The sequence below is a fragment of the Nonomuraea antimicrobica genome, from assembly GCF_039536965.1.
Lineage (GTDB): Bacteria > Actinomycetota > Actinomycetes > Streptosporangiales > Streptosporangiaceae > Nonomuraea > Nonomuraea antimicrobica.
The window spans coordinates 50,910-73,511 of record NZ_BAAAZP010000238.1 but is presented as its reverse complement, the minus strand read 5'-3'; the positions used below and the strand labels follow the sequence as shown (position 1 = coordinate 73,511).

The following is a 22,602-nucleotide window of genomic DNA, read 5'->3' as shown; positions in this document are numbered from 1 at the left end:
ACACTGTCATGTCGGGCCGGGCGGATCCTGTCACAAACGAGGGCCTCCGGTCCATCAACCAGAAAGGGCCCCACGCTGCCATGCGATCACGCACCCCCCTGCTCGCGTTGCTCGTCAGCGCGCTTGCGTTACTCGCGGCGCCACTGCCCGTGTCAGCAGCCGCCCCTGAAGGCACCTACATCGTCCAGCTCAACCCGTCGCTGCGGGCACCGCACAACGCCGCCGAGACCCAGGTGGCCCAGCACGGCGGACAGCTCATCGGCGTCTACGAGCACGCGTTCAAGGGCTACACCGCCCGCCTGAGCGCCACCGCCGCCGAGAAGCTCAAGAGCGACCCGAGCGTGCTCACCGTCGAGCCCGACGCCGAGGTGCACGCGTTCGTCCAGACCGTACCCACCGGCATCCGGCGCATCTTCGCCCCCGGTAACCCCAACATCGACATCGACAGCACCGACGACGTCCGCATCGACGTCGACGTCGCCGTGGTCGACACCGGCGTGGACAACACCCACCCCGACCTGAACGTGGCCGCCATCGCCAACTGCGTGACCGGCGTGTGCGTCAACAACTCCGGCGTCGACGACAACGGCCACGGCTCCCACGTCGCCGGCACCGTGGGCGCCATCGACAACACCATCGGCCCGGTGGGCGTCGCGCCCGGCGCCCGCATCCACGGCGTGAAGGTCCTCAACTCGGCCGGGTCCGGCACCCTGTCCGCCATCGCCGCGGGCATCAACTGGGTGGTGGCGCGCGCCTCCACCATCGAGGTCATCAACCTGAGCCTGGGCTGCAACGGCTGCACCAGCAGCGCGATCAGCACGGCGATCACGAACGCGGTCAACGCCGGCATCGTCGTCGTGGTGGCCGCGGGCAACAGCCGCATCAACACCTCGACGTTCTTCCCCGCCAACCACGCCGACGTGGTCACCGTCTCCGCGCTGACCGACAACGACGGTCTGGCCGGTGGCACCGGGGGCAGCACGCTCTCGTGCCGCAGCGAGACCGACGTGGACGACACCCTGGCGTTCTACTCCAACTACGGCGCGACCGTGGAGATCACCGCGCCGGGCACCTGCATCTACTCGACCTACAGCAACGGCGGCTACGCCACGATCAGCGGCACCTCGATGGCCAGCCCGCACGTGGCCGGCGCGGCGGGGCTGCTCACCCGTGGCACTCGCAAGCCGACGACGCGGGCGGGTGCGCTGGCGGTGCGCAGCACGCTGATCTCCACCGGCAACTTCAACTGGACCGACGACTCGGGCGACGGCGTCAAGGAGCCGCTGCTCGACGTCAGCAACGCCACGCGCTACTAACCGTCCGTAGCGACGTGCGGCCGTGACGGACCTGACGGTCGCCACGTGAGCAAGTGAAGGAGAACCATCCTGGAACGGGCGGTCCGCGGAGCCCACAGCACCGCGGGCCGCCCTTCCGCGTCGACCCTGCTCACGCCTTGACCCCGCTCACGTGTGCTCGGGCGCGACCACGGGGACGATCTCCGGCGCCCCCAGCCTGATCGCGTCGGCCTCCTGGTCGGAGTCCTGCTCCTGCGAGCGGCGCTCGGCCTCGACCCGCTTGGTGTAGTACTCGACCTCCCGCTTCACCTGCTCGCCGTCCCAGCCGAGCGGTTCGGCCAGCAGCTCGGCGGCCTCCTGCGCCACCGCCAGCCCGCGGTGGAAGGTCTCGATGGAGATGCGGGTACGCCGGGTCAGCACGTCGTTGAGGTGCCGGGCGCCCTCGTGGCTGGCCGCGTAGACGATCTCGGCCCGCAGATAGTCGTCGGCCCCCGACAGCGGGCGGCCGAGCGACGGGTCGCGCTCGATCAGCTCGAGCACCTCGTCGATCAGCGAGCCGTACCGCTGGAGCAGGTGCTCGATCCTGGCCACGTGCAGCCCGGAGCTCTGCGCGATCCGGTAGCGCGAGTTCCACAGCGCCTGGTAGCCCTCGGCGCCCACGAGCGGTACGCGGTCGGTGCACGAGCGCGGCACCCGCTGGTCGAGCCCGTGCGCCACGGCGTCCACCGCGTCCTTCGCCATGACCCGGTAGGTCGTGTACTTGCCGCCCGCGATCATCACCAGGCCCGGCACAGGATGCGCCACCACGTGCTCCCTGGACAGCTTGGAGGTCTCGTCCGACTCGCCCGACAGCAGCGGACGCAGCCCCGCGTAGACGCCCTCGACGTCGTCGCGGGTCAGCGGCACGGACAGCACGGCGTTGACGTGGTCGAGCAGGTAGTCGATGTCGGCGCGGGAGGCGGCCGGATGACTCTTGTCGAGCGTCCACTCGGTGTCGGTGGTGCCGATGATCCAGTGGCGGCCCCAGGGGATCACGAAGAGCACCGACTTCTCGGTACGCAGGATGATGCCGGTCAGCGAGTGGATGCGGTCTCTCGGCACGACCAGGTGGATGCCCTTGGAGGCGCGTACGTGGATCTGGCCCCGCCCTCCGACCAGCTCCTGGATGTCGTCGGTCCACACGCCTGTGGCGTTGACGACCTGCCGGGCGCGTACCTCGAAATCGTGGCCGGACTCCAGGTCGCGCACGCGTACGCCGGTGACCCGCTCGCCCTCCCGCAGGAAGCCCACGACCTGCGCCCTGGGCGCGATGTACGCGCTGTACGTGGCCGCGGTGCGCAGGAGGGTCATCACGTAGCGGGCGTCGTCGACCTGGGCGTCCCAGTACTGGACGGCGCCGGTGAAGGCGCTCTTCTTCAGCGCCGGGGCCAGGCGCAGCGCCCTCGCCCTGGACAGGTGCCGGTGACCGGGCACGCCGCGGGTCACGCCGGTGGCGAAGCCGAGCGTGTCGTACAGGGCCACGCCCGCGCCCACGTAGGGGCGTTCCCAGCCGTAGTGGGTCATCGGGAACAGGAACGGCACCGGCCTGACCAGGTGCGGCGCGATGCGCTGGAGCAGCAGCGCGCGCTCTTGCAGGGCCTCACGTACCAGCTCGAAGTTGAGCTGTTCGAGGTAACGCAGGCCGCCGTGGATCAGCTTGGACGAGCGCGACGAGGTGCCGGAGGCGAAGTCACGCGCCTCGACCAGGGCCACGTCGAGCCCGCGGGTCACGGCGTCGAGCGCGATGCCCGCCCCCACGACGCCGCCGCCGACCACGACCACGTCGAGCTCCTGGGCCGCCATGCGCTCCAGCGCCTCGGCGCGCTCCGCGGGCCCGAGCCGGGCCGCGCTCCTTCCCGCCGTCATAAATCCCCCTGGTACGGCATTGTCGCCTGTGCTCGATACCTACCCGCGCGCCCCTCTTTCTGTAACTCCCGCCGGGCGGCGCCTCCCCGTCGCGGGCCGGGCGCGTCAGGCGCGGATGACCTTCACCCCGGCGTCGGTGAGCCGGCCCGTCAGCTCGTCGGAGAGCCGCCCGTCGGTCACGAGCGTGTCGATCTGGCCGATCGGGCAGATCCGTGAGAAGGCCCGCTGCCCCACCTTGGACGAATCGGCCACCACCACGACCTGCGCGGCCCGGCTGATCAGCAGGTGGTTGACGCTGGCCTCCCCCTCGTGGTGCGCCGAGGCCCCCAGCTCGACGTCGAGCGCGTCCACTCCCAGGAACGCCACGTCGAGCGTCACCTGCTCCAGCACCCCGGTGGCCAGCGGCCCGATCAGCTCGTAAGACTGCGGCCTGGCCACCCCGCCGGTGACCACGATCTTGACGTGCTGCCGGACGGTCAGCTCGGCGGCGATGTTGAGCGCGTTGGTGACGATCGTGAACCCGCTCTCCAGCGTGGCCGACGTGGCGAGCGTACGGGCCAGCTCGGAGGTGGTCGTGCCGCCGTTGAGCCCCACGATGGCCCCCGGCGGGACCAGCTCGGCCGCCGCGACCGCGATCCGGTGCTTCTCGTCGGCGTGCCGGGCGGTCTTGTAGCGCAGCGGGAGGTCGTAGCTGACGCTCTGCGCCACCGCGCCGCCCCGCGTACGCATGAGCATCTGCTGCTGGGCGAGCTGGTCGAAGTCCCGTCTGATCGTCGCGGTGGAGACGTCGAGCGCCTGCGCGGCCTCCTCCACCGACAGCCTGCCCTCCTGCGACAGCAGCTCCAGGATGGCGTTCCAGCGGTCGTAGCGGGACACGAAGAGCCTCCCTTGGGCCTCTCTCGAGGACGAGGTCAGGAGCAAGCGTGGCACAACCTGGGGTGCCAGGGCCACTGGTGTTCATTGCTGCACTTTCGTACTATGAAAACGACAGAAACAATCACATCTGGGGAGGTAATCGGTGACCACCCACACCGAGGCCGAGATCGCGTCCCAGCCGTCGTGCTGGCAGCGCGCCGCCGCGAACGTTCCCGCCGACGCGCTGCCACGCCACGGCGAGCGGGTCGCCGTCGTCGGCTGCGGTACGTCGTGGTTCATCGCGATGGCGTACGCGGCGCTGCGTGAGCGGGCCGGGCACGGCGAGACGGACGCGTTCGCCGCCTCCGAGTTCCCCACGGGCCGCCGCTACGACCGGGTGCTCGCGCTTTCGCGCTCGGGCACCACGACCGAGGTCCTCGACCTGCTGGCGCGCACGACCGCGCGGACCACGGCCGTCACCGCCGACCCGGAGACGCCGATCATGCGGGCCGCCGACGAGGTCATCGTGCTCGACTACGCCGACGAGAGGTCGGTCGTGCAGACCAGGTTCGCCACCACGCAGCTCGCCATGCTCCGCGCCGGGCTGGGCGAGGACCTCGCGCCCGCCGTCGCCGACGCCGAGCGGGCCGTGGCCGAGCCGCTGCCCGCCGAGCTGGTCGGCGCCGAGCAGTTCAGCTTCCTGGGCGCCGGCTGGTCGGTCGGCCTGGCCCAGGAGGCGGCGCTGAAGATGCGCGAGGCGTCCCGCTCGTGGACGGAGGCGTACCCCGCGATGGAGTACCGGCACGGCCCGATCAGCATCGCCGGGCCCGGGAGGGTCACCTGGATGCTCGGCACCGCCCCCGAGGGCCTGCGCGCGCAGGTCGAGGCGACCGGCGGCACGTTCGTCGAGACCGGGCTCGACCCGATGGCCGAGTTGATCCGCGCCCAGCGGGTGGCCGTGGCGCGGGCCTTCGCCAAGGGGCTCGACCCCGACGAGCCCATGCACCTCACGCGATCTGTGATCCTTTCTTCATGAGCCTTACTCTTGCCGACGCCCGGATCGTGACCCCCGACGGAGTTCACGAGGGGTGGCTGACCATCGAAGACGGCCGCATCACGCACGTCGGCCACGGATCCGCCCCCGGTCCCGGCCTCGGCCTGGGCGGGCGGCACGTCGTACCGGGGTTCGTGGACATCCACAACCACGGCGGCGCGGGCGGGTCGTTTCCCACCGGCGAGCTGGACAAGGCGCGTGACGCCGTGGCGCTGCACCGGCGCCACGGCACCACTACGACCATGGCCAGCCTGGTCACCGACTCGATCGAGGGCCTCACCAGGGCGGCCTCGGCGCTGGCCGAGCTGTGTGACGAGGGGCTGGTGGCCGGGATCCACTTCGAGGGCCCGTACATCTCCAGGGCGCGCTGCGGCGCGCACGACCCGACGATGCTGCGCGAGCCCTCGCCCGAGGAGTTCGCGCGGCTGGTCAAGGCGGGGCGCGGGCACGTACGCATGGTGACCATCGCGGCCGAGCTGCCCGGCGCGCTCGACACGATCAGGGCGGCCGCCGCCGAAGGCGTGATCGCCGCCATCGGCCACAGCGACGCCGACTTCGAGCAGACGATCGCCGGCATCGAGGCGGGCGCGAGCGTGGCCACCCACCTCTACAACGCGATGCCGCCGCTCGGCCACCGCGCCCCCGGCCCGGTGGCCGCGCTGCTCGACGACGAGCGGGTGACGGTCGAGCTGATCAACGACGGAGTGCACGTGCATCCGGCCATGCTGCGCCTGGCGTACGAGGTGGCGGGGCCGGGCCGGACCGCGTTGATCACCGACGCGATGGCGGCCACCGGCCTGGGCGACGGTGACTACGGGCTGGGCCCCATGCAGGTCCGGGTCGAGGGCGGCGTGGCCAGGCTGGTCGAGGGCGGCTCGATCGCGGGCTCCACGCTCACCATGGACGTGGCGTTCCGACGCAGCGTCCAGGAGGTGGGCATGTCGCTGCCGGACGCGGTGCAGGTGGCCTCGCTGACCCCGGCCCGGGTGCTGGGCCTGGCCGACCGCATCGGCTCGATCGCCGTCGGCAAGGCGGCCGACCTGGTGGTGCTCTCCGACTCCCTGGAGGTGGACGGCGTGCTGAAGGACGGCGTCTGGATCACGGAGCCCTGATGATCCTCACGGTGACGCTCAACCTCGCTCTCGACGTGACGTACCAGGTTCCCGGCGTCGACTGGGACGGCGTCAACCGGGTCAGCGCGGTGCACAGGCGGGCGGGCGGCAAGGGCGTCAACGTGGCCAGAGTGCTGGCCGCGCTCGGCCAGGACGTCCTGGTCAGCGGGCTGGCGGGCGGGCCGACCGGGCGGGCGATCGAGGCCGACCTGCGCGCGGCGGGGCTGCCGAGCGCGTTGACCGGCATCACCGCCGACTCCCGCACCACGCTCGCGGTCTCGGAACCACCCGAGACCGGCGCGGGGCGTACGGCGCTCTTCAACGAGCCGGGGCCCGAGGTCACGCCCGCCGAGCTGCGGGCCTTCCTGACCACGTACGAAGCGCTGCTGGCGACCGCCAGAGCGGTGGTGATCTCGGGCAGCCTGCCGCGCGGGGTGCCCGCCGACACCTACGCCGCCCTGGCCGCCGTCGCCGCGGACCGGGGCGTCCCCGCCATCGTGGACGCCGACGGCGAGCCCCTGCGCCACGCCCCCAAGGGCCGCCCCTCCGTCGTCAAGCCCAACGCGGACGAGCTGTCCAGGGCCGTTCCCGGCGGCACCCCGGCCGAGGGCGCCCAGGTGCTGCGCGAGCAGGGAGCCGAGTCGGTGGTCGTGTCCATGGGCGAGGAGGGCCTGCTCGCGGTCACCGGCGGGGGGACGTTCAGGGCGCGGATGCCGTACAAGGTGGCGGGCAACCCGACCGGGGCGGGTGACGCCCTGGTCGCCGGGCTGGCGCTCGGCCTGGTGGAGTCGGCCCCGTGGCCCGACCGGCTCCGGCGGGCCGCCGCCCTCGGCGCGGCGGCCGTGGCCACGCCCGTGGCCGGCGAGTTCGACCCCGACCTGTACGCCGCCATCCACCCCCAGATCACCATCACGTAAGGAGCCAGGCATGCCCCTCGCCGCCATCGGCGACATCGTCAGCCAGTCACCCGCAGGGGTGGGCGCGTTCAACGTGATCCAGCTCGAACACGCCACCGCCATCGTCACCGGCGCCGAGGCCCTGAAGCTCCCGGTCGTGCTGCAGATCAGCGAGAACTGCGTGCGCTACCACGGCGCCCTGGAGCCGGTCGCGCTGGCCGCGCTCGCGGTGGCGAGGCGGGCCGAGGTGCCGGTCGCGGTCCACCTCGACCACGCCACCGACCGGGCGCTCGTCGAGGAGGCGGTCGCGCTCGGCCTCGGCTCGGTCATGTACGACGCCTCCGCCCTGCCCGACGAGGACAACGTCGCCACCACGGCCGAGGTCGCGGCCTGGTGCCACCAGCGCGGCGTCTGGGTGGAGGCCGAGCTGGGCGAGGTCGGGGGCAAGGACGGCGTGCACGCGCCCGGCGCCCGTACCAAGCCGCACGAGGCGGTCGACTACGTGACCAGGACCGGCGTCGACGCGCTGGCCGTGGCCGTGGGCACCTCGCACGCGATGACGACCAAGGACGCCGTGCTCGACCTGGAGCTCATCGCCGAGCTGCGCGCGGCCGTACCGGTGCCGCTGGTGCTGCACGGCTCGTCGGGGGTGCCGGACGACGTGCTGCGCGAGGCCGTACGCCAGGGCATGAAGAAGATCAACATCGCCACCCACCTGAACAAGGCGTTCACCGGCGCGGTACGCGACTACCTGACCCACGACGAGCGCGTCGTCGACTCCCGCAAATACCTCAAGGCGGGCCGGGACGCGGTGACGCGCGAGGTGTCCCACCTCCTGGGCGTGCTCACGAGCTGAGCCGTTCGCGCACCGGCGCGGCCGAACGGCCCAGGGCGTGCAGGCGTCGTGGACGAGCTGCTCGACGGCCGCCCCGGTCGCCCTCTCCCGCCGGTCTCATGCGCCCAGTCGTGCCAGGACCCGCTCGACCTGGCGCCGGAAGGTCCCGGGCGGGTTGCGGGGACCCTCGTGGGACAGCAGGAACAACCAGACGAGCGCGTGCGCCTTGCGGCAGTCGCGCAGCCGCCGCTCCTCCGGCGGGGTCAGCTCGAACCTGCGCGCGATCTCCACCTCGCCGTCCACCCACATCGACACGTGCTCGGCCAGCTCCGCCAGCTCGAACGCCACGTCGCTGCGCCCGGAGTCCTCGAAGTCGACGATGCGTACGCGGCTGCCGTCCCACAGGAAGTTGGCCAGGTTGCCGTCACCCGCCCCGAAGGCCGGCCTGATGCCCGTCTCTCCCGGCGACCAGCCCTCCAGCCACCGCAGCCCCTCCTTGACCGCCCGGTCCGCCAGCGGGTCCCTCGGCTCCCAGGAGCCACAGCGGCGCCTGACCCAGTCGACGAGCGCCTCGCGCTGCCAGGGGCGTACCGGCAGGCCGCGCAGCACCTGCTCGGGCACGGCGGCGTGCAGCTCGGCGAGCGCGTCGGCCATGGCCGAGACGTGCACGGCACGCGCGAGCAGCCCTCGCAGCGGCACCCCGCCGATCCGGGACATCGTGACCACGTCACCGTCGTACGCGATCGGCTCGGGAGCCAGCCCGGGTGCGTGCTCGGCCAGCAGGTTCAGTGCCCGCCACTCGCGGTCGGCCGCGCCGGGCTTGCTGTCCAGGTATCGCTTGACGACCCGGTCGCCCTCGTACGACAGCTCGTGGGTGTGCTGAAGATCAGCCATGCCCGCATGCTAGGGCACCAACCGCGCGTCGGCCCTGGTGACGGGCCCGCGTCCGGCAACGGCACCGTGCTGATGGCCTCTGCCCGGCCGCGTTCACCAGGGCACGGGCCGCCCGTCGCGGAAGAACCCGCCGCTGGGCCCGTCGTCGGGCAGATCCACCGCCCACAGCACGCTGCGCGCCCCCTCGGCCACCGGCCGCCCGCCGGGACCGCCCATGTCGGTCGCCACCCACCCGGGGCACACGGCGTTGACCAGGATCCCCTCGCCGCGCAACTCGGCCGCCAGGATCCTGGTCAGCGCGTTCAGCCCGGCCTTGGACACCGCGTACGCCGGGTTCCCCGCCCCCATCGAGGCCAGCGACCCCAGCTCGCTGGAGACGTTCACCACCCGCGCGTGCCCCGAGGCCCGCAGCAGCGGCAGCAGCGCCAGCGTCACCTGCCACGCGCCCAGGAGGTTCGTCTCCAGCGCCTCCCTGACCACCGTGAGATCCGCGTCGGAGGCCCGCTGCCAGGTGTCGTAGTGAATGGCCGCGTTGTTGACCAGGACGTCGACCCGCCCATGAGCGTCAGCCAGCTCCCTGGCGAAGCTCCGCGCGGACCCGGGATCCGCCACGTCGAGGCGGCGCGCCTCCACCGTCCCGCCGCCCAGCTCGCCGACCGCCTTCTCGGCCTTGCCCAGGTCACGGGCGGTCAGCACCACGAGGTCGCCGTTGAGCGCGAGCTGCCGGGCGATCTCCCGCCCGATCCCCCGGTTGCCTCCCGTGACCACGCACACCCGTGGCACCGCCATCACATCCTCCCCCGCAGGAACTCCCGCTCCACCTCGTTTCCGGAGCGGGCGATGGCCGCCTCGTACGCCTGGGCGGCCTCCGCCGTACGCCCTGCCCGCCGCAGCAGGTCGGCCCGTACGGCATGGAACAGGTAGTACCCATCCACCTCATCGAGCCCGTCAAGCAGCCGCAAAGCCGTCGCGGGCCCCTCGACCTCGGCCACCGCCACCGCCCGGTTCAGCGCCACCACCGGGCTCGGGTCGAACGTCAGCAGCAGGTCGTACAGCCGCAGGATCTGCCCCCAGTCGGTGTCCCCGGCGCGGGCCGCGTCGCTGTGCACGGCGTTGACGGCCGCCTGCACCTGGTACGGCCCCGGCCGGTCGAGCCGCAGGCACCACCGTACGAGGGCCTGCCCCTCCTCGACGAGCCCCCGGTTCCACAGCTCCCGGTCCTGCTCGGCCAGCGGCACCAGCTCACCGCCCGGCCCCGTACGCGCCGCGCGCCGCGCGTCGATGAGCACCATGAGCGCGAGCAGCCCCACGACCTCGGGCTCGTCCGGCAGCAACGCGGCCAGCAGCCGCCCGAGCCTGATGGCCTCGGCGCACAGCTCCGCGCGGACGAGCCGGTCGCCGGAGCCGGCCGTGTAACCCTCGTTGAAGATCAGGTAGACCACCGCCAGCACCGACCGCAGCCGTTCAGGCAGGTCGGCGGCGCGCGGCAGCCGGTACGGGATGCGCGCGTCCCGGATCTTGCCCTTGGCCCTGACCAGCCGCTGGGCCATGGTCGGCTCGGGCACCAGGAAGGCGCGGGCGATCTCGGCCGTGGTGAGACCGCCCAGCAGCCGCAGCGTGAGCGCCACCCGCGCGTGCGTGGCCAGCGCCGGATGGCAGCAGGTGAAGATCAGCCGCAGCCGGTCGTCGTGGACCGGCCCCTCGTCCAGGGGTTCGGCGGGGGCGTTCAGGAGCGCCGCCTGCGCGTGCTTCCCCGGCCGCGCCGACTCCCTGCGCAGGCGGTCGACGGCCCGGTTGCGCGCGGTGGTGATGATCCATCCCGCGGGGCTGGGCGGCCTGCCGGACTCGGGCCAGCGGCGCAGCGCCACGGTGAACGCGTCCTGGACCGCCTCCTCGGCGAGGTCGATGTCGCCGAAGACGCGTACGAGGACGGCGACCGCCCGGCCGTACTCCTCGCGGAACACCCGCTCGATCTCGGACATGCCCGCTCAGCGGTCGAGGGCGGCCCTGCGCTGCATGGCCTCCACGGTGTTCTTGGCGACCTTCAGCGAGGCGCCCGTCGCCTTCCGGTAGATCGCGATGGCCGTGATCGTCTTGCCCTGGCGCAGTGCCTGGTAGAAGTCCGGCGGAAGCCCCTGTCCGTCCGGGGTCTGGGCGTCGACGCCCAGATACCGCTGGAGTTCGGCCACCTGCTGCTCAAGCCGGGCGATTCTCTCCTCAACGGAATCCATGGCAGGAACCCTATGCCGCGGCCTCCGCCGCCGGGAAGGTACGGCGGAGCCACGGACGTGGCGGAGGGATCAGCGCTGGATCGGCGCGACGACGACCTCCACCCGCTGGAACTCCTTGATGTCGGAGTAGCCGGTCGAGGCCATGGTGCGCTTGAGCGCCCCCATGAGGTTCATCGACCCGTCGGCCACGCTGGAGGGCCCGTGCAGGATCTGCTCCAGCGTCCCCACCGTCCCGAACGCGACCCGCCGCCCGCGCGGCAGATCCGGGTGGTGCGCCTCCGAACCCCAGTGGAACCCGTGCCCGGGCGCCTCGGCCGCGCGGGCCAGCGGCGAACCCACCATCACGGCGTCGGCCCCGCAGGCGATGGCCTTGGCGATGTCGCCGGAGGTGCCCATGCCGCCGTCGGCGATCACGTGCACGTAGCGCCCGCCGGACTCGTCCATGTAGTCGCGTCGCGCCGCGGCGACGTCGGAGATCGCGGTGGCCATCGGCACGGCCACGCCCAGCACGTTGCGCGTCGTGTGCGAGGCGCCCCCGCCGAAGCCCACCAGCACGCCGGCCGCGCCGGTGCGCATCAGGTGCAGGGCGGCGGTGTAGGTGGCGCAGCCGCCCACGATGACCGGCACGTCGAGCTCGTAGATGAACTGCTTGAGGTTGAGCGGCTCGGCCCGCCCCGAGACGTGCTCGGCCGAGACCGTCGTGCCGCGGATGACGAAGATGTCGACACCCGCGTCGATCACGGTCTTGTGGTACTGCACCGTGCGCTGCGGCGACAGCCGCACGGCGGTGGTCACCCCGGAGGCGCGGATCTCCTCGATGCGGCGGCCGATCAGCTCTTCCTTGATCGGCGCCGCGTAGATCTCCTGGAGCCGCTTGGTGGCCGCCGCCTGGTCGAGGGCGGCGCACTCCTCCAGCAGCGGCAGCGGCTCTTCGTATCGCGTCCAGAGCCCTTCGAGGTCGAGCGGCGCCAGGCCGCCCAGCCGGCCGATCTCGATGGCGGTGGCCGGCGAGACCACGCTGTCCATGGGAGCGACGACCACGGGCAGCTCGAACCGGTAGGCGTCGATCTGCCAGGCGATCGAGACCTCCTCCGGGTCGCGGGTACGCCGCGAGGGCACCAGGCCGATCTCGTCGAGCGCGTACGCCCGCCGACCGGTCTTGCCCCGGCCGATCTCCACCTGCTGAGTCATGCGCTTACCTTCTGTGATAGTTCGGAGCTTCCACGGTCATCTGAATGTCGTGGGGGTGACTCTCCTTGAGGCCCGCCGCCGTGATCGGCATGAGCTCGCAGTCGGTGTGCATCTGGTCGATCGTGCGGCAGCCGGCGTACCACATGCCCTGGCGCAGCCCGCCGATGAGCTGGTGGGCGACGGCCGCCACCGGGCCGCGGTAGGGCACCTGACCCTCGATGCCCTCGGGGATGTACTTGTCCTCGCCGCCGACCTCGGCCTGGGCGTAGCGATCCTTGCTGAAGGAGGTGCCGCCGCGCTCGCGGTTGCGTACGGCGGCGAGCGAGCCCATGCCCCGGTACGACTTGAACTGCTTGCCGTTGATGAAGATCAGATCACCGGGCGACTCCTCGCACCCGGCGAGCAGCGAGCCCAGCATGACCGTGTCGGCTCCGGCGGCGATCGCCTTGACGATGTCGCCGGAGTATTGCAGGCCGCCGTCGCCGATCACCGGCACCCCGGCGGGGCCGGCCGCCTTCGACGCCTCGTAGATGGCGGTGACCTGCGGCGCGCCGACCCCGGCCACCACGCGGGTGGTGCAGATGGAGCCGGGGCCCACGCCCACCTTGACCGCGTCGGCGCCCGCGTCGATCAGCATCTGGGCGCCGGCCCTGGTCGCGATGTTGCCGCCGATGACGTCGACCTTGCTGTTGGCCTTGACCTTGGCGATCATGTCGGCCAGGCCCCTGGAGTGGCCGTGCGCCACGTCGACGACCACGACGTCGACCCCGGCCTCGATGAGCGCCTTGGCGCGCAGCTCGGCGTCGCCGCCGACGCCCACGGCCGCCCCGACCACGAGCCGGCCGTCGGCGTCTTTCGTGGAAAGCGGATACTGCTCACTCTTGGTGAAGTCTTTGACCGTGATCAGGCCGCGCAGCCTGCCCTCGCCGTCGACGAGCGGCAGCTTCTCGATCTTGTTCTGTCTGAGCAGGGTGAACGCGTCGTCACGCGAGACCCCCACCGGGGCCGTGACCAGCGGCATCTTGGTCATGACCTCGCGGACGGGCCGCGAGTGGTCGTGCTCGAAACGCATGTCGCGGTTGGTCACGATGCCGACGAGCGTGCCGGACACGTCGGTCACCGGCACCCCGGAGATCCGGTACGTGGCGCACAACCGCTCCACGTCGGCCAGCGTGTCGTCGGGGCTGCACGTCACCGGGTTGGTGACCATGCCGGCCTCTGACCGCTTGACCAGGTCGACCTGCTGGGCCTGCTCTTCGACCGGCAGATTACGGTGGAGGACGCCGATGCCGCCCTGTCGCGCCATGGCGACCGCCATGCGGGCCTCGGTCACGGTGTCCATGGCCGCGGAGACCAGGGGGATGGACAACGTGATGCCTCGGGACAGGCGGGAGCGGGTGTCGGCCTCACCGGGCTGCAGGTCGGAATAAGCGGGCACCAGCAGCACGTCGTCGAAGGTCAATCCCATTTCGGTGAACTTGGACATGCCGCGGCCCCTCCTGCCTTGAGCTGATTGAGCCAAGTCTAGGGCCTGTCTCCAAAAGGCACTGATGCCGGGAGGCTCCAAAAGGCACTGATGCCGGGAGGACGATGACCCCCACAGTCCGTCGTACTCCCGGCATCCGCCGCGCCGGTGGATGGGACGGTCGGTGATCCGCCCCATCCACCGGCCACCGGCACCCCTGGCGGGCGGCGCCCCACGCCACCGGACCCCCCTCCGCGTCCTGATGGCCTGCGCCGCCGGGCCCATGAGCTGGGTGCCGACGCTAGGTAAAGCCTGCGTTACGCAACGGCACATTCGCAATGTGAATACGTGCAACTGCACGAAGCTGCACGCTGCTTGGAACGAGTCAGCCCAACGAGCGGACAGCGACGGACTTCGGAGCTATCCTCGCGACACGCCCGTGAACCCCCGACGGAGCCGCCCGTAATGCACAACCAGCCCCAAATCGCTTCCGATCCCTTTGAGACGCTGGGTCTCGATCCGGCCCAGACCGCGCTCTACTCCGCGGTGCTGCGCCTGCACAGGGCGACGCGCTCCGATCTGGCACAAGCGATGGACGGCCCCGTCGACATGGTCGGCCGCCAGTTGGACGATCTCGTCAAGCTCGGCGTGATCGACGTGCAGTCCGGCCAGTATCTCGCCAGGCACCCCGCCGCGGCGCTGGGCCGGGTGATCGCCGACCGCCTCGACCACCTGGCCGAGGAGAGCCGCAGGATCGATTCGGCGCTCGGTTCCATCCGCGGCCTGATCCGCGACTACGACGCCGGCCGCGACTACCGCAGCGGCCCTTTCACGGTGGAGATGGCGAGCGGGGCCGACATCCTGTACGAGAGCGTGGTCGGCATTGCCGTGCAGTCGCAGTCGCCGCCGTTGAAATTAGTCACCGCGATTCCAGACGAGCGCACCATGACGGATTTTGCCCGGAAATTTGCGGATCCATGGATTGATGCGCAAAAACGAAACCTGCTCACCGTTCACGCGATCATTCCGGTCTCCACTCTCCTGCTGCCCGGCGTCCGCGACCAGCTCACCAGCCTGATCGACGCCGGCGGCATGGTACGCACGCTCGACCGGGTGCCGAGCTGGTTCATGACCGTCGGGCCCGAGGTGGCGGGGCTGCCCGCGCACTGGGGCGGCAACCTGCCCGACCACGCCTACAACTTCTACCTCGTCCGCACCTCGGTCGTCGTGGGCGTGCTGTGCTCCCTGTTCGACGAGCTGTGGGCCCGCGCCGTACCGCTGCCGTGGAGCCACCGGGGCGACGGCGTGACCCAGGTGTTGCGCCTGGCCGCGCAGGGCCTGTGCGACGAGTCGATCGCCCGGCAGCTCGGCGTCTCGGTACGCACCGTCCGCGCGAGGTTCGCCGACGCGATGACCGAGTTGGGCGCTCAGTCCCGCTTTCACGCAGGTGTCGAGGCAGCCAGACGCGGATGGCTGAGGTAATCCCCACCGCGCGGGCCGCTTCGGTCATATGGTGGGAAGGTGCTGGAAGACGTCCCCCGCGATCCGTTCGCGGACGACCCGAACGACCCTTCCTCGGCGATGGGCGCACTCGACGACGCCGAGCCACTGACAGCGGCCGAACGCGACGAGGCCATCACCGACCTCGCCGACGTCGAGGTCTTCCGCTCCCTGCTCGAACCACAGGGAGTGCTGGGGCTCGTGCTCGACTGCCCGGAGTGCGGTGAGCAGCACTTCTTCGACTGGGAGCTGCTGCGCGGCAACCTGAAACAGATGATCGAGAAAGGCCAGCCGCAGGTGCACGAGCCGGCCTTCCACCCCGACCCCGCCGACTACGTGAGCTGGGACTACGCCAGAGGCTACGTCGACGGCGTCATCGACACCGAAGAGCGCCGCTGACCGACGTCATCGAGCAGCGCGGCCAGCAACCGCACTGCTCGATCGTCCGAGTCGGGCCGCTCGCCACGACCGAGCGCGTCGAGCAGCGCATCGGTCTCGTCCTCTGGGGTCAAGCCGACTCCAGCTCGGCCATCTGCCGCAGTCTGGCCAGCGCCCGATGCTGGGCGACGCGGACGGCTCCTGGTGACATGCCGAGTACATTACCGGTCTCCTCGGCGGACAGCCCCGACACCACCCGCAGGAGCAGCAACTCCCGCTGGTTGTCCGGCAGCCTGGCCAGGAGCCTGCGGGCGTGCTCGACCTCGATGTAGCGGACCACCGTCTCCTCTGGCCCCGGCCCGTCGTCGGGCCCGTCGGGCAGATCCTGGGTCGGTACGGCCGAGCGCACCGAACTGCGCAGCGCATCGGCCACCTTGTGCGAGGCGATCCCGAACACGAACGACGCGAAAGGGCGCCCCATGTCGCGGTACCGCGGCAACGCGGACAACACCGCGATGCACACCTCCTGGGCCACGTCATCGGCAATGTGATATTGCCCAGAAACCCTGCCCAGCCTGGCACGGCAATACCGCACCACCATCGGACGCAACTCGCCGAGCAGGGATTCGATCGCACTGCGATCTCCCTGCACAGCGAGGCTCGTCAGTTCTCTTAGGTCGGAGTCATCCGTCCGTGCCGGAAGTCTCGACGCGAGCCTTACCCCAATTTTGGCGTCGGCGACGCTTCCCTCGCTCACGATAGGCATGATGCCCGTACTGATCGGGCCTGTCGTCATGGCGAACGGATACGGATTGGTCACATTGAAGCGACGATAACGACCAGTAATCGGCCGACCACACTAAGGCTTATCATTGACATAATGTTTCAGGGGATAACCCGGAATGCACGATATTTGTCAGACCCCAGACGCTTATCCCGCGTTCCCGGTTTACTCGGCTAATCACCCCTTTCTCCACACTTCCCCACATCCCCACCTGCGGCATCGAAGGTCGAAACCTTCCCCTCATTCACCCCTGACCTCCAGGAGCTCCAGATCCCCGCGGCCCCAGAGCCACCTCGCGACTGAAGGCACCTCGCGGCTGGGGGCACCCGTGGCGGAAGACGCCGCCGGCGGCCACAGGGGCACGTGCCGCTGACGGCCACGTGGGTGACCACCTGCGGGCCACCCGGCCCTGGTGGGGTCACCCAGCCCTGGTCGGGCCACTCAGCCCCGGTTGGGCCACCCGGCCCTGGTCCAGGCTTTCAGGAGCCCGTGGACGGGCCGGAAATGCCGTACGGCCCGCACCCCAGCGGGTGCGGGCCGTACGGACGGCGGAAGAGAGCGGTCAGTGGCCGTGGCCGTGACCCTGGCCGGCGGCCGGGGCCTCCTCCTCGGGCTTGTCCACCACGAGCACCTCGGTGGTGAGGAGCATGCCCGCGATCGAGGCCGCGTTCTGCACGGCCGAGCGGGTGACCTTCACCGGGTCGCTGACGCCCTGGTCGAGCAGGTTGCCGTATTCGCCGGTCGCGGCGTTGAGGCCGTGACCCGGCTCCAGCTCGGCCACCTTGTGCGTGACCACGTAGCCCTCGAGGCCGGCGTTCTCGGCGATCCAGCGTGCCGGCTCGACCAGGGCACGGCGCACGATGGCGACGCCCGTGGCCTCGTCGCCCGTCAGGCCGAGGTCGTCGATGTCCTTCGAGATGTGGATCAGCGCGGAGCCGCCGCCGGAGACGATGCCCTCCTCGATCGCGGCGCGCGTCGCGGAGATCGCGTCCTCGAGGCGGTGCTTCTTCTCCTTCAGCTCCACCTCGGTGGCGGCGCCGACCCGCAGCACGCACACGCCGCCGGCGAGCTTGGCCAGGCGCTCCTGCAGCTTCTCGCGGTCCCAGTCGGAGTCGGACTGCTCGATGGCGAGCCTGATCTCCTTGACGCGGTCTTCGATGGCCGCCTGGTCACCGGCGCCGTCGACGATCGTGGTGTTGTCCTTGGTCACCACGACGCGGCGGGCCGTGCCGAGCACCTCGAGGCCGACGTGCTCGAGCTTGAGGCCGACCTCCTCGCTGACGACCTGGCCGCCGGTGAGGATGGCGATGTCCTGGAGCATTGCCTTGCGGCGGTCGCCGAAGCCCGGGGCCTTGACGGCCACGGAGGTGAAGGTGCCGCGGATCTTGTTGGTAACGAGCACGGCCAGGGCCTCGCCCTCGACGTCCTCGGCCACCACGAGCAGCGGCTTCTTCGTCTGGGCGATCTGCTCCAGCAGCGGCAGGAAGTCCGCGATGGAGGAGATCTTGCCCTGGGTGAGCAGGATGTAAGCGTCCTCCAGGACCGACTCCATCCGCTCGGGGTCGGTCACCATGTAGGCCGACAGGTAACCCTTGTCGAACTGCATGCCCTCGGTGAACTCGAGCTCCATGCCCATGGCGTTGGACTCTTCGACGGTGAGCACACCGTCCTTGCCCACCTTGTCGAACGCCTCGGCTATCAGGTCGCCGATCTGCGCGTCCTGAGCGGAGATCGTGGCCACATTGGCGATCTCCTTCTTGTCCTCGACCGGCCGGGCGCTGGCGAGCAGCTTGTCGCTGATCGCCTTGGCGGCCTTGTCGATGCCGCGCTTGAGCGACAGCGGCGAGGCGCCGGCCGCCACGTTGCGCAGGCCCTCGCGGACCATGGCCTGGGCCAGGACGGTCGCGGTGGTGGTGCCGTCGCCCGCGACGTCGTTGGTCTTGGTGGCAACTTCCTTGGCGAGCTGGGCGCCGAGGTTTTCGTAGCGCTCCTCCAGCTCGATCTCACGAGCGATGGTGACACCGTCGTTCGTGATCGTCGGCGCACCGAACTTCTTGTCGATGACGACGTTGCGGCCACGCGGGCCGAGGGTAACCTTCACGGCGTCCGCGAGGGCGTTCACGCCGCGCTCAAGCGCGCGGCGGGCACCCTCGTCGAACTCCAGGATCTTCGCCATTGCTGAGAGTCCTCTCCTGGCGTCGAAAGCCCCGGCCGCCCTCAAGAGCGCCCGGGGCTCGACACATCCGGCCTACTTCTCGATGATCGCGAGAACGTCGCGGGCGGAGAGCACGAGGTAGTCCTCGCCGCCGTACTTGACCTCGGTGCCGCCGTACTTGCTGTAGAGGACGATGTCGCCCTCCGAGACGTCGAGCGGAATCCGCTTGTCGCCGTCCTCGTCCCAGTTGCCCGGGCCCACCGCGAGGACCTTGCCCTCCTGCGGCTTCTCCTTGGCGGTGTCAGGGATGACCAGGCCGGAAGCGGTGGTCTGCTCGGCCTCCAGCGGCTGAACCACGATGCGGTCGCCGAGCGGCTTAACGGGAACCTTGGTGGCGGTCGTCACGATCGGACCTCCCCTTCAGATTTGAATGATCTAGAAGAGGCGACCAGCCCGGCCTGCCGTCGCGGGTGTCAGACCTGCCTCGTCGCACGTTGGCACTCTCAAGGGGAGAGTGCCAACAGGAAACATATGCAAGAGGGGCTTGACAGTCAACACGAACGCGTCTGCTGAGAGCGATCAGACGGGCGAGCGCCCCAGCGGAACGGACCTGCGCGGCGGCGGCCCCGTAACCCAGTCTTCCACGTGCGCGAACGTCCCACACCCGCACCTCGCCGCTCCAGCGCCGTTCCGTCACAGCGGACCCCCTGGCGGGCCCCCTGACGACCGCACATGACAGGGCGGGCGTGCCGTGGCGCTAACGTCGGGTGACGTGGACCTCGACGCCTTCACCGAGTTGCTGACCCCGCGCGGCCGGCGGGCTCTCGCGGAGGCCGGGGAGCTGACGGGCGCCGACCCGGTCGTCGCCGCCACCACCCTGCGCAAGACGTACGACGCCGGGCTCACCTCCGCCGCCCTCACCCAGGCGGGGCTCAGACAGCGGGCCAGGGCCAAGTTCGGCGCGGACGCCGGCCGGATGTTCTTCACGCCGCACGGCCTGGAACAGTCCACCCGCGCCGAGGTCGCCGAGCACCGCGCCCGCCGCCTGCTCGCCCTGCACGGCGGCGCCCCGCGCGTCGTGGACGCCTGCTGCGGCATCGGGGGCGACCTGCTCGCGCTGGCCCGCGCCGGGTGCACGGTGAGCGCCGTGGACACCGACCCGCTGACCGTCGCCGTGGCCCGGGCCAACGCGGAGGCGCTTGGCCTGGCCGACCGGGTGACGGTGAGCGTCGCCGACGCGGCCGAGGTACGCCCCGAGAACTACGACGTGCTGTTCGCCGATCCGGCCCGGCGCACGGGCAGGGGCCGGACGTTCGACCCGATGGCCTACTCGCCGCCCTGGCCCGTGGTGCTCGGCCTGATCTCCCGCGCCGGTCTGGCCTGTCTCAAGGTCGCCCCCGGCCTCCCGTACGAGTTCATCCCCGAGAGGGCCGAGGCCGAGTGGATCTCGTACAAGGGGGAGGTCAAGGAGGCCACGCTCTGGACCGGGCAGGGCGGAGGCAGGCGCGCCACCCTGCTGCCCGGGGGCCACACGCTGACGGCCGCCGGCGTCCGCGCCCCGGTCGGCCCGCCGGGCCGCTACGTCTACGAGCCCGACGGGGCCGCCATCCGCGCGCACCTGGTGGGCGAGGTCGCCGAACTGGTGGGCGGGCGGCTGCTCGACCCGATGATCGCGTACGTCACGGCCGACGCCCCGGCGACCACCCCATGGGCGGCCGGATACGAAGTAGAGGACGTCCTCCCCTTCTCCCTGAAGAAACTCCGCGCCGCCCTTCGGGAACGACAAATCGGTAATGTCACCATCAAGAAGCGCGGCTCCGCCGTCGACATCGAACGCCTGCGCACCGATTTGCGGCTCAGCGGCCCGAATTCCCTGGTCGTCATTCTGACCAGGATTCTCGACAAACCCTCGGTAATCCTCTGCAAGGACCTCTCACCTGCCCGAATCACCGAATCCGGCCATCCGTACGATAATCGCGATCTTTCAATTCAGCCCTGACGGACCTTGATCGAAAGGCTAAGGTGGGCGGGCGGGAGTTCGCCCTCTATCGCGGTTAGCCGCGTTCTCGCTTTCCCATATGAACCTGACCTACCCCACCGCTGCGCAGCAGACCGTCGGCGAGCGAAGGAGCTTTCGGTGGACCATTCCAATCACACCACCCTTCTCCAACCGGGCGCGTACAACGCCGACGTCGTCCCCAAGAGGATGCGCGACCTGCTCGCCCGCGCCGCCCAGGACCACGTCTACGAGCAGCGCACCCAGGGAGCCGTGCTCGACGAGATCCGCCAGCGGCTCGAAGGCATGGAGTGGCTGCTGCGCGAGGTGCGCGAGCGCGAGCTGGGCGGGCTGAGCGGCACCCTGGAGACGGTCAGCGGGCGGCTCGACGAGATCTCCGCCAAGCCGCCGATGTGGGCGGAGGGCCTGGCGCAGCACATGGAGGCCGTGCGCGACCACGTCGACGCCGTCGGCGAGCGGGTGGGCGACGTGGACGCCCGGGTGGCGCCGGTGTCCGACCTGCCGAACCTGTGGACCGATCTGGGCACCATGGGCGAGGGCGTCGAAGAGGCGCTCAACCGGTTGCAGTCGGTGCTGGAGACCACCGACGGCATCACCAAGGGGATGTCCGACTTCGCCGCCACCCTGGCCGGGCTCAACTCCAGCATGGAGGCCGCCGCCAGCCGCTTCACCCGGCTCGACAAGTCGATGGCCGAGCTGACGTCACGTACCGACCGGGTCGAGGTCGTGGTCGGCGACCTCTCGGAGAGCGTCACGGAACGCCTGCGCGAGACGGTCGAACAGGTCACCGGCAGGGTCGAGGCCGCCGAGCAGCACGTCGCCACCCGCCTCGACGCCACGGAGCAGCACTTCGGCACCCGCCTCGACGAGACCGGCGAACGCCTGAGCACGCGTCTCGACGACACGGACCGGCGGCTCGGCGGCCGGCTCGACGAGACCGACCAACGCCTCGCCACGGCCCTCCTGGAGGCCGACGAGCGCCTCGTGGCCCGGCTCAAGGAGGCCGACGAGCAGTTCACCGCCCGCCTGTCCGGCGTCGAGCAGCGCCTCGTCACCCGCCTCGACGAGACCGACCGGCACGTCGCCGTGCAACTCGGCGAGAGCGAGCAGCGCCTGGCGGCCCGGCTGAGCGGCGTGGACGCCCGGCTCGACCGGGCCGAGGGCAAGCTCACCGGCCTCGACACCAGGCTCACCGGGTTCGACAGCCGCCTCGAGTCCGCCGACGAGTGCCTGGCCGACATCGACACCAGGCTCGACGGGTTCGACAGCCGCATCGGCGGCGTGGACAAGCGCCTCACGTCCATGGACGGCCAGCTCGGCGCGGTCGACAAGCGGCTGGGCACCCTCGACGGGCACCTGGGCCGCCACGACGACCGCTTCGACGCCCTCGACGTACGCGTCGACGCCCGTTTCACCTCGCTCGACGAGCGCATGGCGACCAACGACCGGCACGTCGGCGAGATCGCCACCCGCAACGAGGGCCGCTTCAACAAGCTCGACGGCCAGATCGACGCCATCGACGAGCGGCTGGTCGAGGCCGAAGAGCACATGAGCAGCCGCTTCGACACGATCGACGGCCAATTCGGCGGGCTCGACACCCGCTTCCGCGGCCTCGACACCCACCTCAACGGCCTGGCGACGCGGGCCGAGCAGGCCGGCGAGCGCCTGGAGTCGGTGGACGACCGCATCGAGGCCGTCGGCGAGCGCGTCGACCGCATCCCCGCCGCGCTGGACATCCAGGAGCAGGTCGGCGAGCTGCTCAAGTCTCACATCGGCGAGCAGGCCGATCAGGCCGAACGCCTGACCGCCGCCACCGAGGCGCTCACCGACCTCGTCAGGTCCCGCCCCGACTGCGACGAGCTGGCCGGCACGGTGACCGGCATCGTCCAGCCGGCCGCCGACGACCTGACCAAGCGCCTGGGCGCCCTGGAGGAGACCATGCTGGCCCTCGCCGAGGCCCTCCTGCGCCCCACCCGCCCGAAGGACTGACCAGCCGCCCCCTGCCGTGGCGACCCGCGCCGGTGCCGCACGCGCG

20 protein-coding genes are annotated in these 22,602 nt (G+C 71.0%); 9 read left to right on the top strand and 11 right to left on the bottom strand.

Annotated features, from left to right (window positions below; translation table 11 throughout):
* Window positions 1–80: 80 nt before the first annotated feature.
* Entirely contained in the window at window positions 81–1,316 is a 1,236-nt protein-coding gene (locus tag ABD844_RS50350) for a S8 family serine peptidase (RefSeq protein ID WP_344896448.1), read from the top strand.
* Between the two features lie 147 nt (window positions 1,317–1,463).
* On the opposite strand, the gene ABD844_RS50345 is transcribed toward ABD844_RS50350, so the two are convergent.
* Entirely contained in the window at window positions 1,464–3,200 is a 1,737-nt protein-coding gene (locus ABD844_RS50345) for a glycerol-3-phosphate dehydrogenase/oxidase (RefSeq protein ID WP_344896444.1), read from the bottom strand.
* A gap of 105 nt (window positions 3,201–3,305) precedes the next feature.
* Window positions 3,306–4,076, bottom strand: a complete 771-nt coding sequence (locus ABD844_RS50340; RefSeq protein WP_344896441.1) for a DeoR/GlpR family DNA-binding transcription regulator — start codon at window positions 4,074–4,076, stop codon at window positions 3,306–3,308.
* A gap of 142 nt (window positions 4,077–4,218) precedes the next feature.
* Between ABD844_RS50340 and ABD844_RS50335 the strand changes: the two genes are divergently transcribed.
* The 4 genes from ABD844_RS50335 to ABD844_RS50320 are packed head-to-tail and all read left to right on the top strand — an operon-like array spanning window position 4,219 to window position 7,973.
* Window positions 4,219–5,091, top strand: a complete 873-nt coding sequence (locus tag ABD844_RS50335) for an SIS domain-containing protein (RefSeq protein WP_344896439.1) — start codon at window positions 4,219–4,221, stop codon at window positions 5,089–5,091.
* A complete protein-coding gene (nagA, locus tag ABD844_RS50330) occupies window positions 5,088–6,221 on the top strand; it encodes an N-acetylglucosamine-6-phosphate deacetylase (protein ID WP_344896436.1) in 1,134 nt (377 codons plus the stop codon). Before ABD844_RS50335 ends, nagA begins: the two co-directional genes overlap by 4 nt.
* The gene (locus tag ABD844_RS50325; RefSeq protein WP_344896433.1) at window positions 6,221–7,138 is read left to right on the top strand and encodes a 1-phosphofructokinase family hexose kinase; all 918 of its coding nucleotides are present in this window, start codon (window positions 6,221–6,223) and stop codon (window positions 7,136–7,138) included. Before nagA ends, ABD844_RS50325 begins: the two co-directional genes overlap by 1 nt.
* A gap of 10 nt (window positions 7,139–7,148) precedes the next feature.
* The gene (locus ABD844_RS50320) at window positions 7,149–7,973 is read left to right on the top strand and encodes a class II fructose-bisphosphate aldolase (RefSeq protein ID WP_344896430.1); all 825 of its coding nucleotides are present in this window, start codon (window positions 7,149–7,151) and stop codon (window positions 7,971–7,973) included.
* Window positions 7,974–8,069: 96 nt separating this feature from the next.
* Here ABD844_RS50320 and ABD844_RS50315 read toward each other — a convergent pair whose 3' ends face one another.
* From ABD844_RS50315 to guaB, 6 genes are all read right to left on the bottom strand, one after another.
* A complete protein-coding gene (locus ABD844_RS50315; RefSeq protein WP_344896427.1) occupies window positions 8,070–8,846 on the bottom strand; it encodes a phosphotransferase family protein in 777 nt (258 codons plus the stop codon).
* Between the two features lie 93 nt (window positions 8,847–8,939).
* Window positions 8,940–9,635 carry an SDR family oxidoreductase gene (locus ABD844_RS50310; protein WP_344896424.1) on the bottom strand — a complete coding sequence of 232 codons (696 nt, stop codon included), beginning with the start codon at window positions 9,633–9,635 and terminating at the stop codon, window positions 8,940–8,942.
* Window positions 9,635–10,828, bottom strand: coding sequence for an RNA polymerase sigma factor (locus tag ABD844_RS50305; protein WP_344896421.1), 1,194 nt, complete (start codon window positions 10,826–10,828; stop codon window positions 9,635–9,637). Before ABD844_RS50305 ends, ABD844_RS50310 begins: the two co-directional genes overlap by 1 nt.
* Window positions 10,829–10,834: 6 nt before the next feature.
* The gene (locus ABD844_RS50300; RefSeq protein ID WP_344896418.1) at window positions 10,835–11,077 is read right to left on the bottom strand and encodes a hypothetical protein; all 243 of its coding nucleotides are present in this window, start codon (window positions 11,075–11,077) and stop codon (window positions 10,835–10,837) included.
* 69 nt (window positions 11,078–11,146) lie between these two features.
* Window positions 11,147–12,268 (bottom strand): GuaB3 family IMP dehydrogenase-related protein, encoded by a 1,122-nt coding sequence (locus tag ABD844_RS50295; RefSeq protein ID WP_344896415.1) that lies wholly within the window; start codon window positions 12,266–12,268, stop codon window positions 11,147–11,149.
* A 4-nt stretch (window positions 12,269–12,272) separates the two neighbouring features.
* Window positions 12,273–13,754, bottom strand: coding sequence for an IMP dehydrogenase (gene guaB, locus ABD844_RS50290; protein ID WP_344896412.1), 1,482 nt, complete (start codon window positions 13,752–13,754; stop codon window positions 12,273–12,275).
* A gap of 327 nt (window positions 13,755–14,081) precedes the next feature.
* Here guaB and ABD844_RS50285 point away from each other — a divergent pair, with 327 nt between their 5' ends.
* Together ABD844_RS50285 and ABD844_RS50280 are read left to right on the top strand one after the other, a co-directional pair.
* Window positions 14,082–15,215, top strand: coding sequence for a helix-turn-helix transcriptional regulator (locus ABD844_RS50285; RefSeq protein ID WP_344896409.1), 1,134 nt, complete (start codon window positions 14,082–14,084; stop codon window positions 15,213–15,215).
* 39 nt (window positions 15,216–15,254) lie between these two features.
* The gene (locus ABD844_RS50280) at window positions 15,255–15,632 is read left to right on the top strand and encodes a DUF5319 domain-containing protein (RefSeq protein WP_080043188.1); all 378 of its coding nucleotides are present in this window, start codon (window positions 15,255–15,257) and stop codon (window positions 15,630–15,632) included.
* Between the two features lie 109 nt (window positions 15,633–15,741).
* Here ABD844_RS50280 and ABD844_RS50275 read toward each other — a convergent pair whose 3' ends face one another.
* The 3 genes from ABD844_RS50275 to groES form a co-directional block, all read right to left on the bottom strand.
* Window positions 15,742–16,377: a sigma-70 family RNA polymerase sigma factor gene (locus ABD844_RS50275; RefSeq protein WP_090930520.1), complete on the bottom strand. Its 636-nt coding sequence runs from the start codon at window positions 16,375–16,377 to the stop codon at window positions 15,742–15,744.
* 580 nt (window positions 16,378–16,957) lie between these two features.
* Entirely contained in the window at window positions 16,958–18,571 is a 1,614-nt protein-coding gene (gene groL / locus ABD844_RS50270) for a chaperonin GroEL (protein WP_344896405.1), read from the bottom strand.
* Window positions 18,572–18,643: 72 nt separating this feature from the next.
* Window positions 18,644–18,955, bottom strand: a complete 312-nt coding sequence (gene groES / locus ABD844_RS50265) for a co-chaperone GroES (protein WP_425568798.1) — start codon at window positions 18,953–18,955, stop codon at window positions 18,644–18,646.
* A gap of 367 nt (window positions 18,956–19,322) precedes the next feature.
* On the opposite strand from groES, the gene ABD844_RS50260 reads away from it, so the two are divergent.
* A complete protein-coding gene (locus ABD844_RS50260; protein ID WP_344896402.1) occupies window positions 19,323–20,549 on the top strand; it encodes a class I SAM-dependent methyltransferase in 1,227 nt (408 codons plus the stop codon).
* Window positions 20,550–20,687: 138 nt separating this feature from the next.
* Window positions 20,688–22,556: a hypothetical protein gene (locus ABD844_RS50255; protein ID WP_344896397.1), complete on the top strand. Its 1,869-nt coding sequence runs from the start codon at window positions 20,688–20,690 to the stop codon at window positions 22,554–22,556.
* Window positions 22,557–22,602: the final 46 nt, after the last annotated feature.

What these genes read in the sequence shown, in the direction of transcription:
- ABD844_RS50350 (WP_344896448.1), top strand. Translation starts at nt 81, where the DNA reads ATGCGATCACGCACCCCCCTGCTCGCGTTGCTCGTCAGCGCGCTTGCG.
- ABD844_RS50345 (WP_344896444.1), bottom strand. Translation starts at nt 3,200, where the DNA reads ATGACGGCGGGAAGGAGCGCGGCCCGGCTCGGGCCCGCGGAGCGCGCC.
- nagA (WP_344896436.1), top strand. Translation starts at nt 5,088, where the DNA reads ATGAGCCTTACTCTTGCCGACGCCCGGATCGTGACCCCCGACGGAGTT.
- ABD844_RS50325 (WP_344896433.1), top strand. Translation starts at nt 6,221, where the DNA reads ATGATCCTCACGGTGACGCTCAACCTCGCTCTCGACGTGACGTACCAG.
- ABD844_RS50320 (WP_344896430.1), top strand. Translation starts at nt 7,149, where the DNA reads ATGCCCCTCGCCGCCATCGGCGACATCGTCAGCCAGTCACCCGCAGGG.
- ABD844_RS50315 (WP_344896427.1), bottom strand. Translation starts at nt 8,846, where the DNA reads ATGGCTGATCTTCAGCACACCCACGAGCTGTCGTACGAGGGCGACCGG.
- ABD844_RS50310 (WP_344896424.1), bottom strand. Translation starts at nt 9,635, where the DNA reads ATGGCGGTGCCACGGGTGTGCGTGGTCACGGGAGGCAACCGGGGGATC.
- ABD844_RS50305 (WP_344896421.1), bottom strand. Translation starts at nt 10,828, where the DNA reads ATGTCCGAGATCGAGCGGGTGTTCCGCGAGGAGTACGGCCGGGCGGTC.
- ABD844_RS50300 (WP_344896418.1), bottom strand. Translation starts at nt 11,077, where the DNA reads ATGGATTCCGTTGAGGAGAGAATCGCCCGGCTTGAGCAGCAGGTGGCC.
- ABD844_RS50295 (WP_344896415.1), bottom strand. Translation starts at nt 12,268, where the DNA reads ATGACTCAGCAGGTGGAGATCGGCCGGGGCAAGACCGGTCGGCGGGCG.
- guaB (WP_344896412.1), bottom strand. Translation starts at nt 13,754, where the DNA reads ATGTCCAAGTTCACCGAAATGGGATTGACCTTCGACGACGTGCTGCTG.
- ABD844_RS50275 (WP_090930520.1), bottom strand. Translation starts at nt 16,377, where the DNA reads ATGCCTATCGTGAGCGAGGGAAGCGTCGCCGACGCCAAAATTGGGGTA.
- groL (WP_344896405.1), bottom strand. Translation starts at nt 18,571, where the DNA reads ATGGCGAAGATCCTGGAGTTCGACGAGGGTGCCCGCCGCGCGCTTGAG.